Source organism: Fluviicola sp. (assembly GCF_039596355.1).
GTDB lineage: Bacteria > Bacteroidota > Bacteroidia > Flavobacteriales_D > Crocinitomicaceae > Fluviicola.
Map to the genome: position 1 here is coordinate 290,177 of NZ_JBCNJW010000001.1, position 15,496 is coordinate 305,672.

17 protein-coding genes are annotated in these 15,496 nt (G+C 44.7%); 4 read left to right on the top strand and 13 right to left on the bottom strand.

Annotation, left to right across the window (positions count from 1 at the left end; translation table 11 throughout):
* Nucleotides 1-23: 23 nt before the first annotated feature.
* Nucleotides 24-365 (bottom strand): MerR family transcriptional regulator, encoded by a 342-nt coding sequence (locus tag ABDV94_RS01170; protein WP_343604045.1) that lies wholly within the window; start codon nucleotides 363-365, stop codon nucleotides 24-26.
* A gap of 57 nt (nucleotides 366-422) precedes the next feature.
* On the opposite strand from ABDV94_RS01170, the gene ABDV94_RS01175 reads away from it, so the two are divergent.
* Nucleotides 423-998: a C40 family peptidase gene (locus ABDV94_RS01175; protein WP_343604047.1), complete on the top strand. Its 576-nt coding sequence runs from the start codon at nucleotides 423-425 to the stop codon at nucleotides 996-998.
* On the opposite strand, the gene ABDV94_RS01180 is transcribed toward ABDV94_RS01175, so the two are convergent.
* Entirely contained in the window at nucleotides 999-2,159 is a 1,161-nt protein-coding gene (locus ABDV94_RS01180; RefSeq protein WP_343604048.1) for an MFS transporter, read from the bottom strand.
* A gap of 150 nt (nucleotides 2,160-2,309) precedes the next feature.
* Between ABDV94_RS01180 and msrA the strand changes: the two genes are divergently transcribed.
* Nucleotides 2,310-2,840 (top strand): peptide-methionine (S)-S-oxide reductase MsrA, encoded by a 531-nt coding sequence (gene msrA / locus ABDV94_RS01185; protein ID WP_343604049.1) that lies wholly within the window; start codon nucleotides 2,310-2,312, stop codon nucleotides 2,838-2,840.
* Between the two features lie 52 nt (nucleotides 2,841-2,892).
* Here msrA and ABDV94_RS01190 read toward each other — a convergent pair whose 3' ends face one another.
* On the bottom strand, nucleotides 2,893-3,360 hold the full coding sequence (locus ABDV94_RS01190; RefSeq protein ID WP_343604051.1) for a hypothetical protein: 468 nt from the start codon (nucleotides 3,358-3,360) through the stop codon (nucleotides 2,893-2,895).
* Nucleotides 3,361-3,573: 213 nt separating this feature from the next.
* Between ABDV94_RS01190 and ABDV94_RS01195 the strand changes: the two genes are divergently transcribed.
* Nucleotides 3,574-4,302, top strand: coding sequence for a leucine-rich repeat domain-containing protein (locus ABDV94_RS01195; protein WP_343604053.1), 729 nt, complete (start codon nucleotides 3,574-3,576; stop codon nucleotides 4,300-4,302).
* On the opposite strand, the gene ABDV94_RS01200 is transcribed toward ABDV94_RS01195, so the two are convergent.
* From ABDV94_RS01200 to ABDV94_RS01235, 8 genes are all read right to left on the bottom strand, one after another.
* Nucleotides 4,299-4,835, bottom strand: a complete 537-nt coding sequence (locus ABDV94_RS01200; RefSeq protein WP_343604055.1) for a CPBP family intramembrane glutamic endopeptidase — start codon at nucleotides 4,833-4,835, stop codon at nucleotides 4,299-4,301. The genes ABDV94_RS01195 and ABDV94_RS01200 overlap by 4 nt on opposite strands.
* A 1-nt stretch (nucleotide 4,836) precedes the next feature.
* Entirely contained in the window at nucleotides 4,837-5,319 is a 483-nt protein-coding gene (locus ABDV94_RS01205; protein ID WP_343604057.1) for a cupin domain-containing protein, read from the bottom strand.
* Between the two features lie 63 nt (nucleotides 5,320-5,382).
* Nucleotides 5,383-6,153, bottom strand: coding sequence for a hypothetical protein (locus tag ABDV94_RS01210; RefSeq protein WP_343604059.1), 771 nt, complete (start codon nucleotides 6,151-6,153; stop codon nucleotides 5,383-5,385).
* Nucleotides 6,154-6,231: 78 nt separating this feature from the next.
* Nucleotides 6,232-6,816 carry a nitroreductase gene (locus tag ABDV94_RS01215; RefSeq protein ID WP_343604061.1) on the bottom strand — a complete coding sequence of 195 codons (585 nt, stop codon included), beginning with the start codon at nucleotides 6,814-6,816 and terminating at the stop codon, nucleotides 6,232-6,234.
* Nucleotides 6,817-6,869: 53 nt separating this feature from the next.
* Nucleotides 6,870-8,306 (bottom strand): thioredoxin-like domain-containing protein, encoded by a 1,437-nt coding sequence (locus ABDV94_RS01220; RefSeq protein ID WP_343604063.1) that lies wholly within the window; start codon nucleotides 8,304-8,306, stop codon nucleotides 6,870-6,872.
* Between the two features lie 2 nt (nucleotides 8,307-8,308).
* Entirely contained in the window at nucleotides 8,309-8,770 is a 462-nt protein-coding gene (gene coaD / locus ABDV94_RS01225; protein ID WP_343604064.1) for a pantetheine-phosphate adenylyltransferase, read from the bottom strand.
* 2 nt (nucleotides 8,771-8,772) lie between these two features.
* A complete protein-coding gene (locus ABDV94_RS01230; protein WP_343604066.1) occupies nucleotides 8,773-9,312 on the bottom strand; it encodes an RsmD family RNA methyltransferase in 540 nt (179 codons plus the stop codon).
* On the bottom strand, nucleotides 9,303-10,052 hold the full coding sequence (locus tag ABDV94_RS01235) for a DUF3822 family protein (protein WP_343604068.1): 750 nt from the start codon (nucleotides 10,050-10,052) through the stop codon (nucleotides 9,303-9,305). The genes ABDV94_RS01230 and ABDV94_RS01235 overlap by 10 nt, the downstream gene beginning before the upstream one ends.
* Nucleotides 10,053-10,271: 219 nt before the next feature.
* Here ABDV94_RS01235 and ABDV94_RS01240 point away from each other — a divergent pair, with 219 nt between their 5' ends.
* Nucleotides 10,272-11,705 (top strand): AAA family ATPase, encoded by a 1,434-nt coding sequence (locus ABDV94_RS01240; RefSeq protein WP_343604069.1) that lies wholly within the window; start codon nucleotides 10,272-10,274, stop codon nucleotides 11,703-11,705.
* An 82-nt stretch (nucleotides 11,706-11,787) separates the two neighbouring features.
* On the opposite strand, the gene ABDV94_RS01245 is transcribed toward ABDV94_RS01240, so the two are convergent.
* Together ABDV94_RS01245 and ABDV94_RS01250 are read right to left on the bottom strand one after the other, a co-directional pair.
* A complete protein-coding gene (locus tag ABDV94_RS01245) occupies nucleotides 11,788-13,122 on the bottom strand; it encodes a PrsW family glutamic-type intramembrane protease (protein WP_343604070.1) in 1,335 nt (444 codons plus the stop codon).
* A gap of 1 nt (nucleotide 13,123) precedes the next feature.
* The gene (locus tag ABDV94_RS01250) at nucleotides 13,124-15,424 is read right to left on the bottom strand and encodes a hypothetical protein (RefSeq protein WP_343604072.1); all 2,301 of its coding nucleotides are present in this window, start codon (nucleotides 15,422-15,424) and stop codon (nucleotides 13,124-13,126) included.
* Nucleotides 15,425-15,496: the final 72 nt, after the last annotated feature.

Below are 15,496 nucleotides of genomic sequence, written 5' to 3' on the forward strand. Positions count from 1 at the left end.
TTTAGATAATTCGTAATTCGTAATTATTTTTTCAGTGCTAAAAGCTGGGCTTTGATTTGTTCCAGTTTTTGGATCAGAATTTCATTCGGATTCCCTTCGGAAGTGGCTTTTCCGCTCGATTTCACTGCTTTTTTAGCTCCTTCGAGTGTGTAGCCCTGCTCTTTGACAAGTTGGTAAATCTTGTTAAAATGTTCAATGTCTTTTACCGTAAACAACCGGTTTCCTTTTTTGTTTTTTTTCGGTTGAATCACTGCAAATTCTTTCTCCCAAAACCGTATCAATGAAGTGTTTACGTCAAATATGGCGGCTACCTCTCCGATGGAGTAGTACAACTTCGTTAATGTCACGTCATCTAATTTGCTCAAGACCAATTATTTTGATTCTGTGAAAATAATGATAATTTTGCACCGTCTGAAATATTTATGTCTTTAAAAACTTACATATTTTCGATAGCTGTGTTTCTTACGGGAAATGCTTTACAAGCCCAGACAGCTACAGGATCTTTCACTGAAAAGAGTCCGGCTTCTTCGGGTACATCTGCTTCGGCTCCGGTAACTGCAAACGATTCCGCTCCGAAAATCAACAAACAAGTAGAAGAAATCATTCAATTTGCCAAGAAATTCCTGGGAACTCCGTATCACTACGCCGGTTCCACGCCTTCCGGTTTTGATTGCAGCGGATTTATCTATTACGTTATGGGGAACTTCGGAATGCGTTTATCCCGTTCCAGTCCCGGATTGGCCGAGTTTGGAAAAACAGTGAAACTTTCCGAGTTACAACCCGGCGATTTGATGTTCTTCAAAGGGAGAAGTACCCGTACTTCCGGTGTAGGACACGTTGCGATGGTAGTTGAAGTAAAAGAAGGGGTGATCAAGTTTATTCACAGTTCCACTTCAAGAGGGGTGATCATCGACACCTTCAACAACAGCGGTTATTACGTGCCACGTTACCTGAAATCCAAAAGATTGGATTACGGAGGTATCGCTCCGAAAAACTAATTAGTGTTTCGAAGGAACGGTTTTGATGTGCCAGATAAGGTACACCACGGATAAAAATGCCATGGCCGCTCCGAACAAAAATACATGCCAGATGGATTCCAGTGTGTTTTGATACCACCAGTTCGTCATCAATGAGCCGCTTAAGATTCCGAATTCCAGTGCAATAAACATCGTTCCGGTTCCGCGTCCCTTGCGGTCGGGAGGAGAAAGATCTGCTGTCCACGCAAAAATAGTCGGTGAACACACCCCGGTTGCAATACCGAACACAATCGAAGAAACATAATACCAGGTGCTACTTTCCGACATCCCAATCAGAATCATGGAAATACACAGCAGGATCATCCCCACAACAAGCGTTTGCCGTCTTCCGTACGTATCCGAAACTTTCCCGGTAAATAGGCGAACCAGGATTGTTGCCAACACATAAAAAATGAAGAAAGCCCCCTTGTTTCCGATATTCAGGAATTCTGAAATGTCAGGAGAAAGCACCAGGATGATTCCCGAACACATGGATGAAAGGAACATGATAATGGCAACCGGGATCACATGGGGTTCCAGGATTTCATCTTTCTGAATGCGTAAATAACTCCATTTGAAAGGCTGCGTCTTTTCCAGTGTTTCGTTGACATTGAAATACAAGAGATAAGCGAGAGCTGTAAACAATGCAGCGGTAAAGAACAACGCATCCCGGTTCCCGATTTCTACGATAAGTGAAGACAAGCCTTGACCGGTTCCCATCCCGATGGCAATAAAAGTTCCCCAGAGCCCCATTCCGAAGCCGCGTTTGTCTTCCGGGAGAATGTCCGTGATCAGGGCAGTAGAACCGGTGGGGAAGAACCCGGCGCTGAAACCATGCAGAAAACGCAGGGAAAGCAGGAACCAGCTGGCAAATGCGAAGGAATAAAGCCCGCAGACTACAAAGCAAACGGCCAAACCGATAAGCATGACCTTTTTCCGTCCGATGATATCGGATAATTTACCGGAAAACGGTCTGGAAAGTCCTGCTGAAATCGTAAATAAGCCGATGATGAGCCCTTTCAGGTGCGGCGCTCCCAAATCCGTTAGAAATGCATTCATTTCAGGAATTACAGAGTTGTAACTCGTTGTAAAAAGAAGCATGGCGAAGCTCAGCTTCCAGAAATTGGGACCGTATGTTTTCAAGATGCGGCAAAATTAATCAAACTCTTTCGTTGATGCCGCAATCCGGATTTAAAAAACGGTCGTTTCTCCTAAATTATTTCCGCACGAACGTTTGTCATAATTTAGTCTTCAAAAGCTGTGCTTTTTCTTATTTTTGATAAAAACAAAAAAATGATCAAAGAAGCCACATTGGGTGCCGGATGTTTCTGGTGTATTGAGGCCTGCTATAAAGAACTGAAAGGAGTTGTTTCGGTAGTCTCAGGTTATGCCGGAGGACATGTTGACAACCCGACTTACAAACAAGTGTGCGACGGAACTACCGGCCATGCGGAAGTAGCGCGGGTAGTGTATGACGACGCGGTAATCTCATTTGATGAGTTGCTGGAAATATTCTGGTTTGTGCACGATCCCACACAGCTCAACAGACAGGGAAATGATGTTGGTACGCAGTACCGTTCGGTGATTTTCTACCACGACCAGGAACAGAAGGAGAAGGCGCTGGCCTACAAAGATAAGCTCACTCAGGAGCATGTTTGGGAAAAACCGATCGTGACGGAAATTTCTCCCATCTCGAATTATTATCCTGCCGAGGATTATCACCAGAATTACCTGGAATTGAACCCCGGGAATGCATACTGTCAGGCGGTCGTGAGACCGAAGTACGAGAAGTTCAAAAAGATTTTTGCAGATCGATTGAAATAAAAAAGATAGGCTCGCAATGCATTGCGAGCCTATCTTTTATCTGAAGTCTTTTTTACAATTCCTCTTCCGGTTCACCTGTAGAAGGAGCCGTTTTTGTTTTGGTTCCGCTTGCAGCTTTGCCTCCGCGCTGACCCTGACCTTGTCTTTCAGCACGTTTTGCCTCCATTTTTTCTTTTTTCTCTTTTTCCCACGCTTCGTATTTTGCGTACTGATCGGTAGTCAAAATCGTTTTATACTGTGCATCGCGCGCATCGTGATTTTGTTTCATCTGGGCCATTTTCTGCTCTCTGGTCAACGACGTGTTTTCACGGATTGCATCATTCTTTTTCGCAATTCCAAGGTTTACTTCCTGGATTTTTGCCTTTTGAGAATCATCCAATCCAAGCTGGGTTGTCATTTTCTCCGTCACACCGGTCGCTCTTTCCTCAGCAGTTTTGTGCTCTCTTTTTCCCTGACCTTGTTGTTGCGCCATTGCAGTTCCACCAACTAAAACGGCTAATGCTAAAATGAATGTCTTCATGTTACTTGTTTTTTTATGGTTATTATCCCTAAGACACAAATTGTGCCAATTGGTTTAATGGATTCACTTTTTGTATGTTTTGAACTCGCTGTTTATTCTGACAAGTTTAAAGAGTTGAAGCGTTTAAAGGGGTTAAAATGTGCTATTGAACTTTTTGAACCGGTTACATTTTTTTTGCTTTCGCATAGCACTTTTTAGTACTTTCGGGCTACGATGAATTGGAAGCATGTTTCCTGGATAATGATCATGAGCCTGCTGGCTTCCTGTTCGGTTATAACTGCAACCCGTACGGACGGCAGAGAGATAATGATGAACCACAGGCACCTGCAGGATATTCCTTTCGACTTGTTTCTCGATACGACGATCACCAAAATGTCTTTTTTCGGAAATAAGATCACAGAGATCGACGGGGAAATTTCCAACTTACAGAACCTCGAAGTGCTCTATCTCGGTAGAAACAAAATGACTTCCTTCCCGAAAGCGATCTGTGAATTGAAGAACCTCAAAGTACTGAGTTTGGCTTTCAACGATATTGATTCTATCCCGGACTGTATCTGCCGATTGAAAAACCTGGAACGCCTGTTTATTTCCAACAACAAACTGGTCTATGTTTCAGATTCGCTGGGAAGTCTCCGGAAACTTGAGCAATTGGACCTGAACCGCAATGCGATCCGGAAACTTCCGGAAGACCTTGGTTTTCTTTCCGGGATGCAGTTTATGGATTTAAGCTACAACAACCTGCAAAAACTACCTGATTCGATGCAGTATATGAGCGGATTGCGGGAATTGAACCTGCAATACTCCGGAGCAATGCTGCAAGTGCCTGAATCGGCATGTACTTTGCGGATGCTGGAAAAAATCAAAGCAGACCCTTCGGTAGTGTTCCCGATTTGTTTTCTGAGCCAGCAGACAAACCGCCTGGTGATTTACATTGAGCCTTAGTTTCTTCCCCAGAAATGGAAAAGCACAAAGTCGTAGCTGGCGTGTGCCGCAATACAGAACCACAAGCCCTGTTCTCCTGAAACGGCATAACTCAGAACCGTAATAAATAAACAAACCAGGATTCCGTATTTGGTCGTGTCCCAATCATTGGGAAGAATGTAGCCATGGATAGCTACAAAAGCGATGGATGCTAAAATGGGGTGGAGCCATTGCTGAACGGCTATCCGAAACAGGATTTCTTCCCCGAACCCGGCGGATAGCGATAAAAACAAGATGTCAATCACATGCAACCGGAGTGATTTGATGAGCTGGTGTTGTACGGAAAAACTCTTCCGTGCCGTTTCCGTATTGGTGAGAATCAGCATCAGGATTCCGGTGAAAATACCGAATTCAACCCCGATAGCAGTCCAGGTGCTCCAGATTCGTTCCGGTTGCAGGAAGTTCCAAACCGGAGGCATGCCGCACAAGAGCCATCCTAAGGGAGCCATGAGCAGCGTGGCAAATCCCATGAGGTAAACCCGCCATTTTGCCATCTCAGGTCAGCTTTTCGATGATTGCCGGATGCTGCGGATAGTCTTTCAGAAGTTCTTCCGCAGTATATAACTCGAAATCTTCAAAATCGAAGCCCGGTGCTACTGCGCAGGAGACAAAAGCGTAACCTTCGTTGTTTTTGAGGTGCGAACCGAAAATGGTACGGGCAGGAACCACGTGGAAAGGCACTTCTCCCTGTTCCAGGTTTAAGCCCAGTTCCGTAATTTCATGTGATCCGTCGGGAAGAAGGCTGTGAACCTGTAAAGGCGATCCTTCGTGAAAATACCAGCATTCATCGGATTGAATCCGGTGAAAACGGGAACAGCTGTCTCCTGTAATGAGAAAATAGATGCTTGTTAAAAGCTGGCGGTTCTTCCCGGGAAGTGTGTCGGAAGAACGGTACGTTTCGTAATAAAAGCCGCCTTCCGGGTGACTTTTCAGATCAAATGCCCGGATAATTTCCTGAGCTCTTTGTGGAATGTTCATGTATGCTGTGTTTGAAAAGTTCAAAAGGTATAAAACAACCCGGAACCTGTTCACCTTTTAAAACTATTCGATCAAACTTTTATTTCCGGGATCCTTCTTCTTTTTCGGTGTCGGGATGAAGTATCTGAAATCAATGGTGAAATAACCGGCTGTAATGGGCTGGTATGCGAAAAGTTCTGTTCCGCTTCCGCTCTGGCGCAGAATCGCCACACCGAACAGCGGCGGTTTGAACGGAACTTTTGCCCCGGCTCCAAGAAAGAAAATCCCGGCTTTTTCGGTGCGGTACTCAAACCCGATCCCTGCGTTCATGGCAAAATACGTACTAGCTGTTCTGCGTCCCTGGATAAATACCGACTTCTTGGAAGTTGGCTGCATGGAATCCTGGACATCGGAAGGGTAGTGCGTGATTGAAACACCCAGCGATGCATCCATGTACCAACTGTCTGTCAGTTTCACATAAAATAAAGCGTTCACCGGAATATCGTAGTTGATGAAAGCCAGTTTCTTTTGCGTATACAAGTTCGAATCAGGAATAGAAATCCCTACATTGTACACACGTCTCACCTGGGAAATTCCCGTTTCGATGCTGATAGATTTGGATAAACCGATCCGGATGGTTCCGCCGAATGTGTAACCCCATTTATTGTGAAAGTCAGCTGTCATGGATTTTTTTTCATCCTGCATTTCGGTGTGTACGGCCCCGATAAAGTTATTCGGAATCACCGGAGAGGCAACAATTCCGAAGTAAGACGGGAAGCGCTCCTTTTTCAACTTTTGTCCATAAGAAAGACCTGCAAAAGCACAAATAAATAAGAATAAGATCGGTTTTTGCATTGTTTTCGGTTTTCTTTCTTTTTTCATGAACGCACAATGAGTCTGTTTCGTTGGAACTTTAACGTATTTAGTTTGGGCTTATTGCTTCCACTCAGTGACATACTCGATTGGCTTGCGTTGTCCTTTCGGCCATTCGATAGATGGATACCCGAGGTAAAATAAGCCGATGCAGCGTTGTCCTTTTTCCAATCCGAGGAATTCGCTGAATGAATCGAACTTGATTACACCCGGAGTTGCCCAAAAAGCACCGATTCCCTGGGCGGTTGCTGTCAAGTGCATGTTTTGTACTGCACAGGCAACAGCAGCGAAATCATCTTCCTCGCTGATGCGTGTTCCTTCTTCGCGGTTCAAAACGATAGCGATCACGGCACTTGCCATTTTCGGGCGACTCATGAGTTTGCCCAGTTTGCTGTCGACCTGTTTTTCTTTCGGAATTTCGGTTAAATAGATTTTTCCGAGGCTTTCTGACAACTCAACGAGTGCATTGTCCTGGAAAACGATGAATTTCCACGGCTGGGTCATCCCGTGTGTAGGTGCCCAGGTTGCGTTGTTCAATAATAGTTCGATTTGTTCTTTGTGAATCTTTCTTGTGCTGTATTGCTCCGGATAAATTGTTCTGCGATCGCGAATAATCGCTGTTACTTCGCTTAAATTGTAACGCATTCTGTCATTTTTTTGTAAAAATAACTCGAATTCGCGAATTACGTACCGACAATTTACCGATCTGTTCCGTTTCCTTCTTTAAGTGCTTTTTGGATCATGAAAAAGGTCCGGTCGATCGTTTCGTAAACCCCGTTCGGAACAGGCCCCAAAGCAGGAGCGCCTACCACATAACCGTAAGGATCAACCAGTACGTAGTACGGATAATTCACTACGTTATAGTTCTTGAAAATGGAATTACTTTCCTGGGTGGGAATCACTTTCCACGGGTATTCGTTTTTCAGTTTCTCCGCGTCGACCGGGTTTTCCGGTTTGTCTTTATAGACCATAACGAAGTGAATGATGTCTTTGTAACGTTCGTAAATCGGCTTCAGCAGGTTCATTTGTTTGGTGTTTTCCAAACTTGTCGGATCCACAAAGAATAGGTATAAGTATTTCTTCCCGAAGCTTCGCAGGGTGAGCTCTTTCGGACCTTCTTTCAAAAGGAAATCAGGAGCTTTTGCACCGGCTGATAACTCTGTCAATCGAAAATAAATGTTTTGTGCCACATTCCTGTTTTCCGGGAACAGTCCGAATTTGGAGACGCTGTCCAGGACGGTCAGGATATTCGTCTGCGGGTAATCTTTTTCGTAAAAACATTCTGAAAGGGTCTTCAGCATGATCAGCTCGCGCAGTTTGTAGTTGTGCTGCAAGGTGTACTCCTTCGACATGGCGTTATAAATGGCCGTCGGGCTCGACTTCAGAATTCCCAGGTAAATGCGGTTATTGATTTCCGAATGGATACGCGGAAGCAGCTTTTCGTAATAATGATTGATGTACTGGCAGTAGGCCTCGTTCTGGTAATAGACCGGGGTAGAGCGGATGTAAAAATCGTATTTCTCATACTGATTCCGGCTTCCCACGAAGCGCAAATCATCCAGTTTTGCAATGGTAAATTTGCGGTGATACGCAAAATACTTGTCCAGCGTATCGGCACGGTAATAGCGCTCCACGGCTGTTTTGAAGGTATCCAGGCGTGCTACGAAGTACTTGGAATCCGCGTTGTTTTTGGTGTAATACCGCGCAATGAACTCATCGTTCCAGCGGTTGAATTCGAGAATCTTATAGTTGATGTCGCTTTTGTCCAGGTTGAAAAACGACAGTTCCACGAAGTTCCCGGATGGGTTGTAGACGTCGTATTTGTTCTTTTCCGGAAAGAAAACCTCGTATTTTGCGCCGGGATTGGCGAAGATTGCTCCTCTGTTGTTGTCCGATTTCAGCATCAGCTTGCGTGTTTCATCGAGGTTAAATACCAGGCTGAAGGTGCTGTCTGGTTTTACCGTTGCCGAAGCGATGCGTTCTTCCCGCAGGGTAATGAAATCCGAAATCTGGAAAAGTTCCACTTCCTTACCGACGTATGCCGGAGCATATCCGGTAATTTCGGTCAGTGATTGCGCACGGATTCCGGAAAATGCGGAGAGAATCAGGAGGACAAGAAGAGCGTATTTGTTCATGTCTAATTAACGAGGTGTTCGAAATTCGTTACATACTTATCAATTTTCCCGCCATTTTTGTAAATCTCCCGGATGATCGTGGCATTGATCGCAAACAGGGAAGTATCGGGAATTAAGAAAACGGTTTCGATTTCGCTCATGGAGCGGTTCATCAGGGCAATCGGTACTTCATAATTGAAGTCTTTCACGTCTCTTAAACCACGGAGAATGTAGTTGCATCCTTCTTCCAGGCACATATCAACGGTTAATTTCTGGTACGTAATCACGCGGATTTTCGGTTCGTTCTCAAAACAGCTTTGAATGTGTCTCAAGCGATTTTCAAGCGGGAACAGGTAATTCTTACTTGAATTCACGCCAACCGCAATCACGATTTCGTCAAACAGGTTCAATCCTTTGCGGATAATATCTTCATGACCTTTGGTAAACGGATCAAAGGATCCGGGAAAGCAGGCAATTTTTTTCATAATCAGTCAAATTGAAAGAAACTAAAGTAAACATTTCCAAAGTTTCGTGTTTCTACGTATCCGTCTTCCTGGCTCAAATCGGTTTGTTTTCCGTGTTCGATCAGGCAGATTCCTCCCGGGTTGAGCAGTTTTCGCTCACGGATAAGATGTACCAGGGTCTGGTGGAACGTCAGATCATATGGCGGATCGGCAAAGATCAGGTCAAAACTGTCGGTACACTGTTCCAGGTAATTTCTTACTTCATTCTTCGTGATGAGCCATTCGTCTTCAATGCCCAGTTCGTTTTTGAGTTTGTACATGAATTTGACGCACACCGGGTGCTTGTCTACGGAGGTCACATTTCCGGCTTCCCGCGACAAAAATTCCAGCGAAATATTTCCTGTGCCGGCACATAAATCGAGAATGTTGAGGTTCAACAGGCTGTACCTGTTTTCCAGAATGTTGAAAATTCCTTCTTTGGCAAAATCGGTTGTCGGTCTCGATGGAAAACTTTTTGGGGGACTAAATCTTCTGGCTTTATAAATACCTCTTACTATACGCACAATGACTGAAATTGAAGGTGATTGGATGTTTGTATTTCGATTTTCGACGGTTCAAATACCTGGATTCGTTTGAGTTGCATTTCCAGTTTTTTCTGCGTGTTCTCTACTGCTTCACCGGTTCCGTGAATGAATAATTCGTTTTTCCCGTTGATCTGAAGCTGGGTGAATACCATCGCGAGGTGATAGACAATGTCATCTTCATTTTGGTATTCCTGGATACTGGCATGAACAATATTCCCGTCTTTTCTTACAATCAGGGAAAACTGCTCTTCGTGCATTACCAGATGAGCGCGTAAGGGAATGAGTGAACCGGTTGTGAGGTAGCGCAATACATGGGTCAACTCATGCTGGATCACGATTCTAGGGGCTTTGAGGATCAATACGGATTTTACCCACATAGGGAGTTGATAAACGATCACCGAAGTCCATTCCGGCAGACGATTGTAGTCTACATCGCTTTTGGAAATGGATTTGTGTACGGAATAGTGTAATAAAGTCTCCGGATCTGACGCTGCAAAGAGCGAATTTGGTACCAGACAGAATTCCTGACCGAAATACGAGCAGGAGAAATGCTCAAACCGGTCGAGATTTCCTACTTTTTCAATCACCTGGCTGAGTACTTCTTTATATCCGGCATCGGTTTTTTTGACGCACAAAGCCTTATCAAGAAGCTGTATGTCGTTCCCGTTCAATTGGAATGCCGCGATGCTTTGCTGCGTAATTTCGAGTATTAACTGCACAAACTGGTTTTGTACAAATATAGCAAAACTCTTCTGAGCCGGGCGTTCTATTTATTCCCTGCGGGTTTGGGATCATCTATTCGATCTGCTATGTGTTCTACGTCCCTATGTGGTTCATTTTTGCATGCAGATTTACACAGATAATGTTTCACGAAACGCCAGGAAGAAAAAGCAAATCTTTTGTATGAAAAGTATGAGAGATACTCGTAATTTTATCCAATGAACGCAGAATCCCTCGAACAAGAATGCTACCGGCTCATCTTGTCTTTTTTCGGACACCAGCCGAATGAGGAACAGGAACTATTGATCCGCCATCTGGCACATTTTACGTTCGACCGGGAAAATCCTTCCTGCTTTATTCTGAAAGGCTATGCCGGAACGGGAAAAACCAGTATTCTGGGTGCGTATATCCAGGCGCTGAATGTGTTGAAACGACGCACGGTACTGATGGCTCCTACAGGACGGGCAGCCAAAGTACTGTCTTTGAGATCGAAAATGCCGGCTACAACGATTCACAAACGGATTTATTTCACTGCAAGCGGACCGGATGGAGGCGTAAAACTGCAGCTGGCACCGAATAAATCGAAGAATGTGGTGTTCATTATCGATGAAGCTTCTATGATTGGGGATTATTCCCTGCAATCAGACGGAAGCGTATCGCGAAACCTGCTTGAGGATGTTTTTCAATATACCTTAAGCGGAGAAAACTGCAAGTTGATTCTATTGGGGGATGAAGGACAGCTCCCGCCGGTCGGAGCGGATGAAAGTCCGGCATTGAGTACCGCTTACCTCAATCAGCATTTTCCGTTGGTGCATTTTACGGTTTACGGGCTGACTTCGGTTGTGAGGCAACGACAAGACTCCGGAATCCTGGAAAACGCTACACGCATTCGCCAGGCTCAGATTGAAGGAACACTTCCGAAACTCGACCTGCATTCCTTTTCGGATGTGAAAGCTGTTCCGGGGGATGAACTCATTGAAAAGATCGAATCTTCCTACAGCAATTGCGGAACAGATGAGGTAATGATCGTTACGCGATCGAACAAACGGGCTAACCTCTATAATCAGCATATTCGCAACCGTATTTTGATGATGGAAGAAGAATTGTGCGGAGGAGATTTACTGATGGTCGTCAAGAACAATTATTTCTGGCTGGATCCACTGAGTTCGGCAGGATTTATTGCCAACGGGGAATTACTGAAGGTGCACCGCATCCGGAAAATTGAAACACTCTACGATGTCCGTTTTGCACACCTGGAAGTTTCGATGATCGATTACCCGGATCTGGATCGTTTTGAAGCCATTGCATTTATGGAAACGCTTTCGATTGAACAGCCGAACCTGGATCGCAATTTTATGAAGCAGCTTTTCTTCGAAATTGAAAAGGATTATATGCACGAGCGGAATAAGCAGAAACGCTACCAGGAAATCATGAAATCTCCTTATTTCAATGCGTTGCAGATCAAGTTTGCCTATGCGGTGACGTGTCACAAATCGCAGGGTGGGCAATGGGCATCTGTTTTTGTCGATCACGGCTACCTGGAACCCGAACAGCTGGATTTTTCCTTTCTACGCTGGTTGTACACGGCGGTTACGCGGGCAAGCGAGCAGTTGTATACTGTGAATTTGCTGGAGGAGTTGGTTGAGGATTGAGTCAGGAGATAAGACTTTCAGAGTCAGGATTGGTTTATATTAATAATCGCTTGTCTTGACTCCAAATATCCTGCCTCCAATTTCAACTCATCGGTAACAAAACAGCATATTCCTTAAACGAATACTTTTTGATCGACTTCGCTTCTGATGTTGCTTCCGGATTTTCGACTTTTAATACGCCGGCAATCGGGTAGGTGTCTTTGACCATATTGGGATACGTCAGTTTTGCACGCAGCAGGTGAACAGTATACGGACTGGATTGATCGCTTTCGTATAAACGGATAATGTAGAATACTTCGTTCTTTTTCGAAACCACCTTGTGTTCCATATAAGCCAGTTTTTTGCTCTGCAGGTAACGCGACTGCCGGGAAATCGGGTTCAGGTAAAAATAGCTCTCCATAAACGGGTTGATGTGTGCTTCGTTGAAATTTTCACCCTTGATGGCAAACCTGCTTCCGATAGGAGTGGAAGTACCACCTACAAATTTGAATGGGAATTCGAGTTTGATCTTTTCCCAGCGTCCGCGAATGAGGTTAAAGCGGCTCAAACGACCGATGGTCAAAATGATGATTGTGCCGGTGTAAATGACAGATGACACGATGGACTGAATACTCCATTCCAGGTTGTGATCAAGCAGTGTCAATAGAAACTGGATGACAAAAATAATTCCGTAATAGATGAGTAGCCTCCTGAAAACAAATGAGGAATCGATGATTTCCTTATAGCTGAAAAAGGGGGAATTGTTGATTGAGTTGTTGAGGATGACCGAGAAGACGGAAATGGTCACCAGGAAATAAAGAATAGTGAAAATCCAGCCGATTTGCTCCAACGGTGGGTACATCAGGAAAAAGTCGTAAATCCCGTGGGCGAATGAGGCCAGCAGGAAGGAAACCAAAACCGTCAGGAACGAATTTTTCTCCCGTTTGAAACGAAATAAAATCAAACCGTAAGCGATGATTGATGTATCGAACATGTGGCCCACCGTTGCAAGAATAGCCCGTCCGTTAATGATCTCCGGGCCGTTTTCATGAAAGTAGAGTACATGTTCTACTGCTGAAAACCCCAGTGCACAGGTCGAAACGTACATCAAATAATCGATGGGTTCCTTCAATTCTTTTTTGAACAGCAGGAAGAAGGCTAAAAAGGCACAGAACTTGGAAAATTCTTCCAGCATTCCGATCTGTAGAATTGCATAGGCCAGGTCATTGAAGATGTTTCCGTTGATTTCCAGTTGACAACCGTTCAGAAGGTATTCATGTACCCCGAAAACCAGAAACACGGAACTCCCGCCCAGTAAAAACGCAATCACCGCATGGAGCAGACTGTTTTTCTGATGAATATCGATCAGGCGGAAATAATCTACCCAAATCCAGGCGATGAATAGCGAAATCAGTGAATAAACGAGGATCAGGGACATGCTAGCGGATGTTTAAAAGCTCCTGCCATTTGAATGAAGTAGGCCCGCAACTTACTTTCACACCGTCCAGTTGTTTGTTCAACCGGTCAATGATCATTTTCGCTTCTTCCCGCGTCATATAGGTTCCTGCCAGTACGTTCAGTTCGGTTTTCAGTTTTTGAATCACAGATGCCGTTCTAAGTGCAGAAAGGTAATCGTTACCGGTTAGGTGATACTTGTTCAGCTCGTTCTGAATCGATTCGTCATTGGCTTTTAAATTCGTTTTCACCGGATCAGTAAAGGTGTTTACTTCCAATTTGATTCCCCGGTTGAGGAAAATGTTGACTTCCGTAGCGCGTAATCTCACGTTGGAAGAATCCATTTTGGATTTCAAACGCTCTTGATCCGTTCCTCCCTGATACGCGTTCCACTCTGTGCGGTCGCTGGCTCTCACCACGTTGGAACCGTTCCATTTTCCAACACCTTGTCCGCGTGCAATTACCTCAAAATGCAGTTTCTTATCGAGAAGTGCCTCAAAGAACTGTCTCACGGAAACGCTGTCGGAAAGATTCAACAAGGACTGACTCAAATCCCATTTGTTGGATTCGAACTGGTCTACCAGGTTCAATTGAACGCGTGCATCGAATCCGGGTTTTGAATCCACCAGGTTTACGTGGAGCATCACTTCGTCTGCATTGTCGGAAAGCGGTCCGTCCGGCACAGCAATCAGCCTCACTTCGAACGGCGTTTTCAAGGTATCTGCCGGGAAAGTGAATTCCTGCGTATATAAGTCAAACGTTGCTGAATCGGAGAAGGTATAAAAGCCGTCTTTTTCCGTATATTCTACCCAATGGTAGCCCATGGCGGTTCTGTATGAATCCAGTCTGCGCTGATAAATAGCCATCAAGTCAATTGCCGCCTGTTTTTCTTTTTCAAGCTCTTCAATCATGCGTTTGTAGCGGTCGTATTCCCCATAGAGGTACACGATTCCTGTTTGCTTTTTTCTGCGCGTTTTCTTGTCAGAATAGGTTTTCGGCTGTGCATTGAACTCCCCGTTCGCATTCTTTTTGTAGGCCTTTTTTCGGGCACGTTTCACTGAACCCGGAACCTTTGAACTCGTTGTGATTGTTCCCTGCGTAATATCCGAATAACTGTGTTCTTTTTCGTTGATTTTCTTTTCGGTTTCGTCTTTGCGCTTTTTGGCCGTCTCAATTTCGTAATCGTAACCGCGTTTTCCGTAAATCTTATCCCACAACTTGGCAATTTTATCCTTCTCCAGTTCATTGATTACCGCCTGGAACGTTTTTCCGTCGCTATAGGTTGAATCAGGGGAGAGGAAACGCGTGTCATTTGCACCGAAGAGGTGGTAGGACTTTCCGTTTCGTTCAATCACCACCGTGGTTTGTTTTTTGGCGTTGTAGCCCCAAACATCGAAGTGGAGTTGTGTGAGGCGGTTTTCTCCGACTGTTTCAAAGTCAAGAGCCGGCATGCGAACCGGTTCCAGTGCCGTTTTATTTCGTTTGGATGCTTCGATGATCTTCGCTTCATAAGGGAATAGACCAACCGCTTTCGGCAAACCTTTGTTCCAGCGTCCGTTTTCGTCTTTTTCCCGTTCGTTAAGCAAACCGGAGGTTTCCGAACCATCTCCGGCCGCGATCAGCACATTTTTGAAGTTTTCGGCTGTTCCTCCCAGTTGCAGGAAAATAGCGTAAGACCGGTTTTCGACATAGGCATTGATCGCATAATTCATTGCTTCAATGGTCATCAACTGATCTTCTGCCGACAGGAAGTGGAAGGTTGCAAGCATTGCCGCTTTGTCGTCGAAACTCAGACTCGGATTCAAAACAGGAAGGATTTTTTTGTGAACCCCGAGAACTCCATTTTCCGTTTTCAGAGCTGAAGCAGGAAGTTTGGAAATCAGCATTCCTTCAAACTGGTTGTATTGTGTGCGGTATTTTTCCAAATCGTTTTCAGATTGCCTGGAAGCAAGCAGTACCTTGTTCAATTCCCACAAGGCCATTTTGTTTGCTGCTTCCGCAATGATTCCCTTGGGTGATTTTTCAATTTCTCCCGTGCGGATGAACAGCGAATTCGGGTTGTTGATGATATAACTTTCAATCGAATCGTAGTTCAGTTCCTTATTCATCAGGCGCACCATCGGACCGGAATACTCAAAATAACGTCCGATGCTGTTATCCAGAATCGGGCTTTTTTTCACGATGTGAAAGAGGTATGCACGATCTTCCGGTGTTAAATTAGTTGTTCCCTGGCCGAAAGCACAGTAGCTGCAGATGGAGAGTAAAAGGGTATAAACGTATTTCATTCGCTCTGATATGGAATCCAAATATCTGAATAATTGCATCTGCTAAAATTAGTAACAGAAATAGTTGTTAAC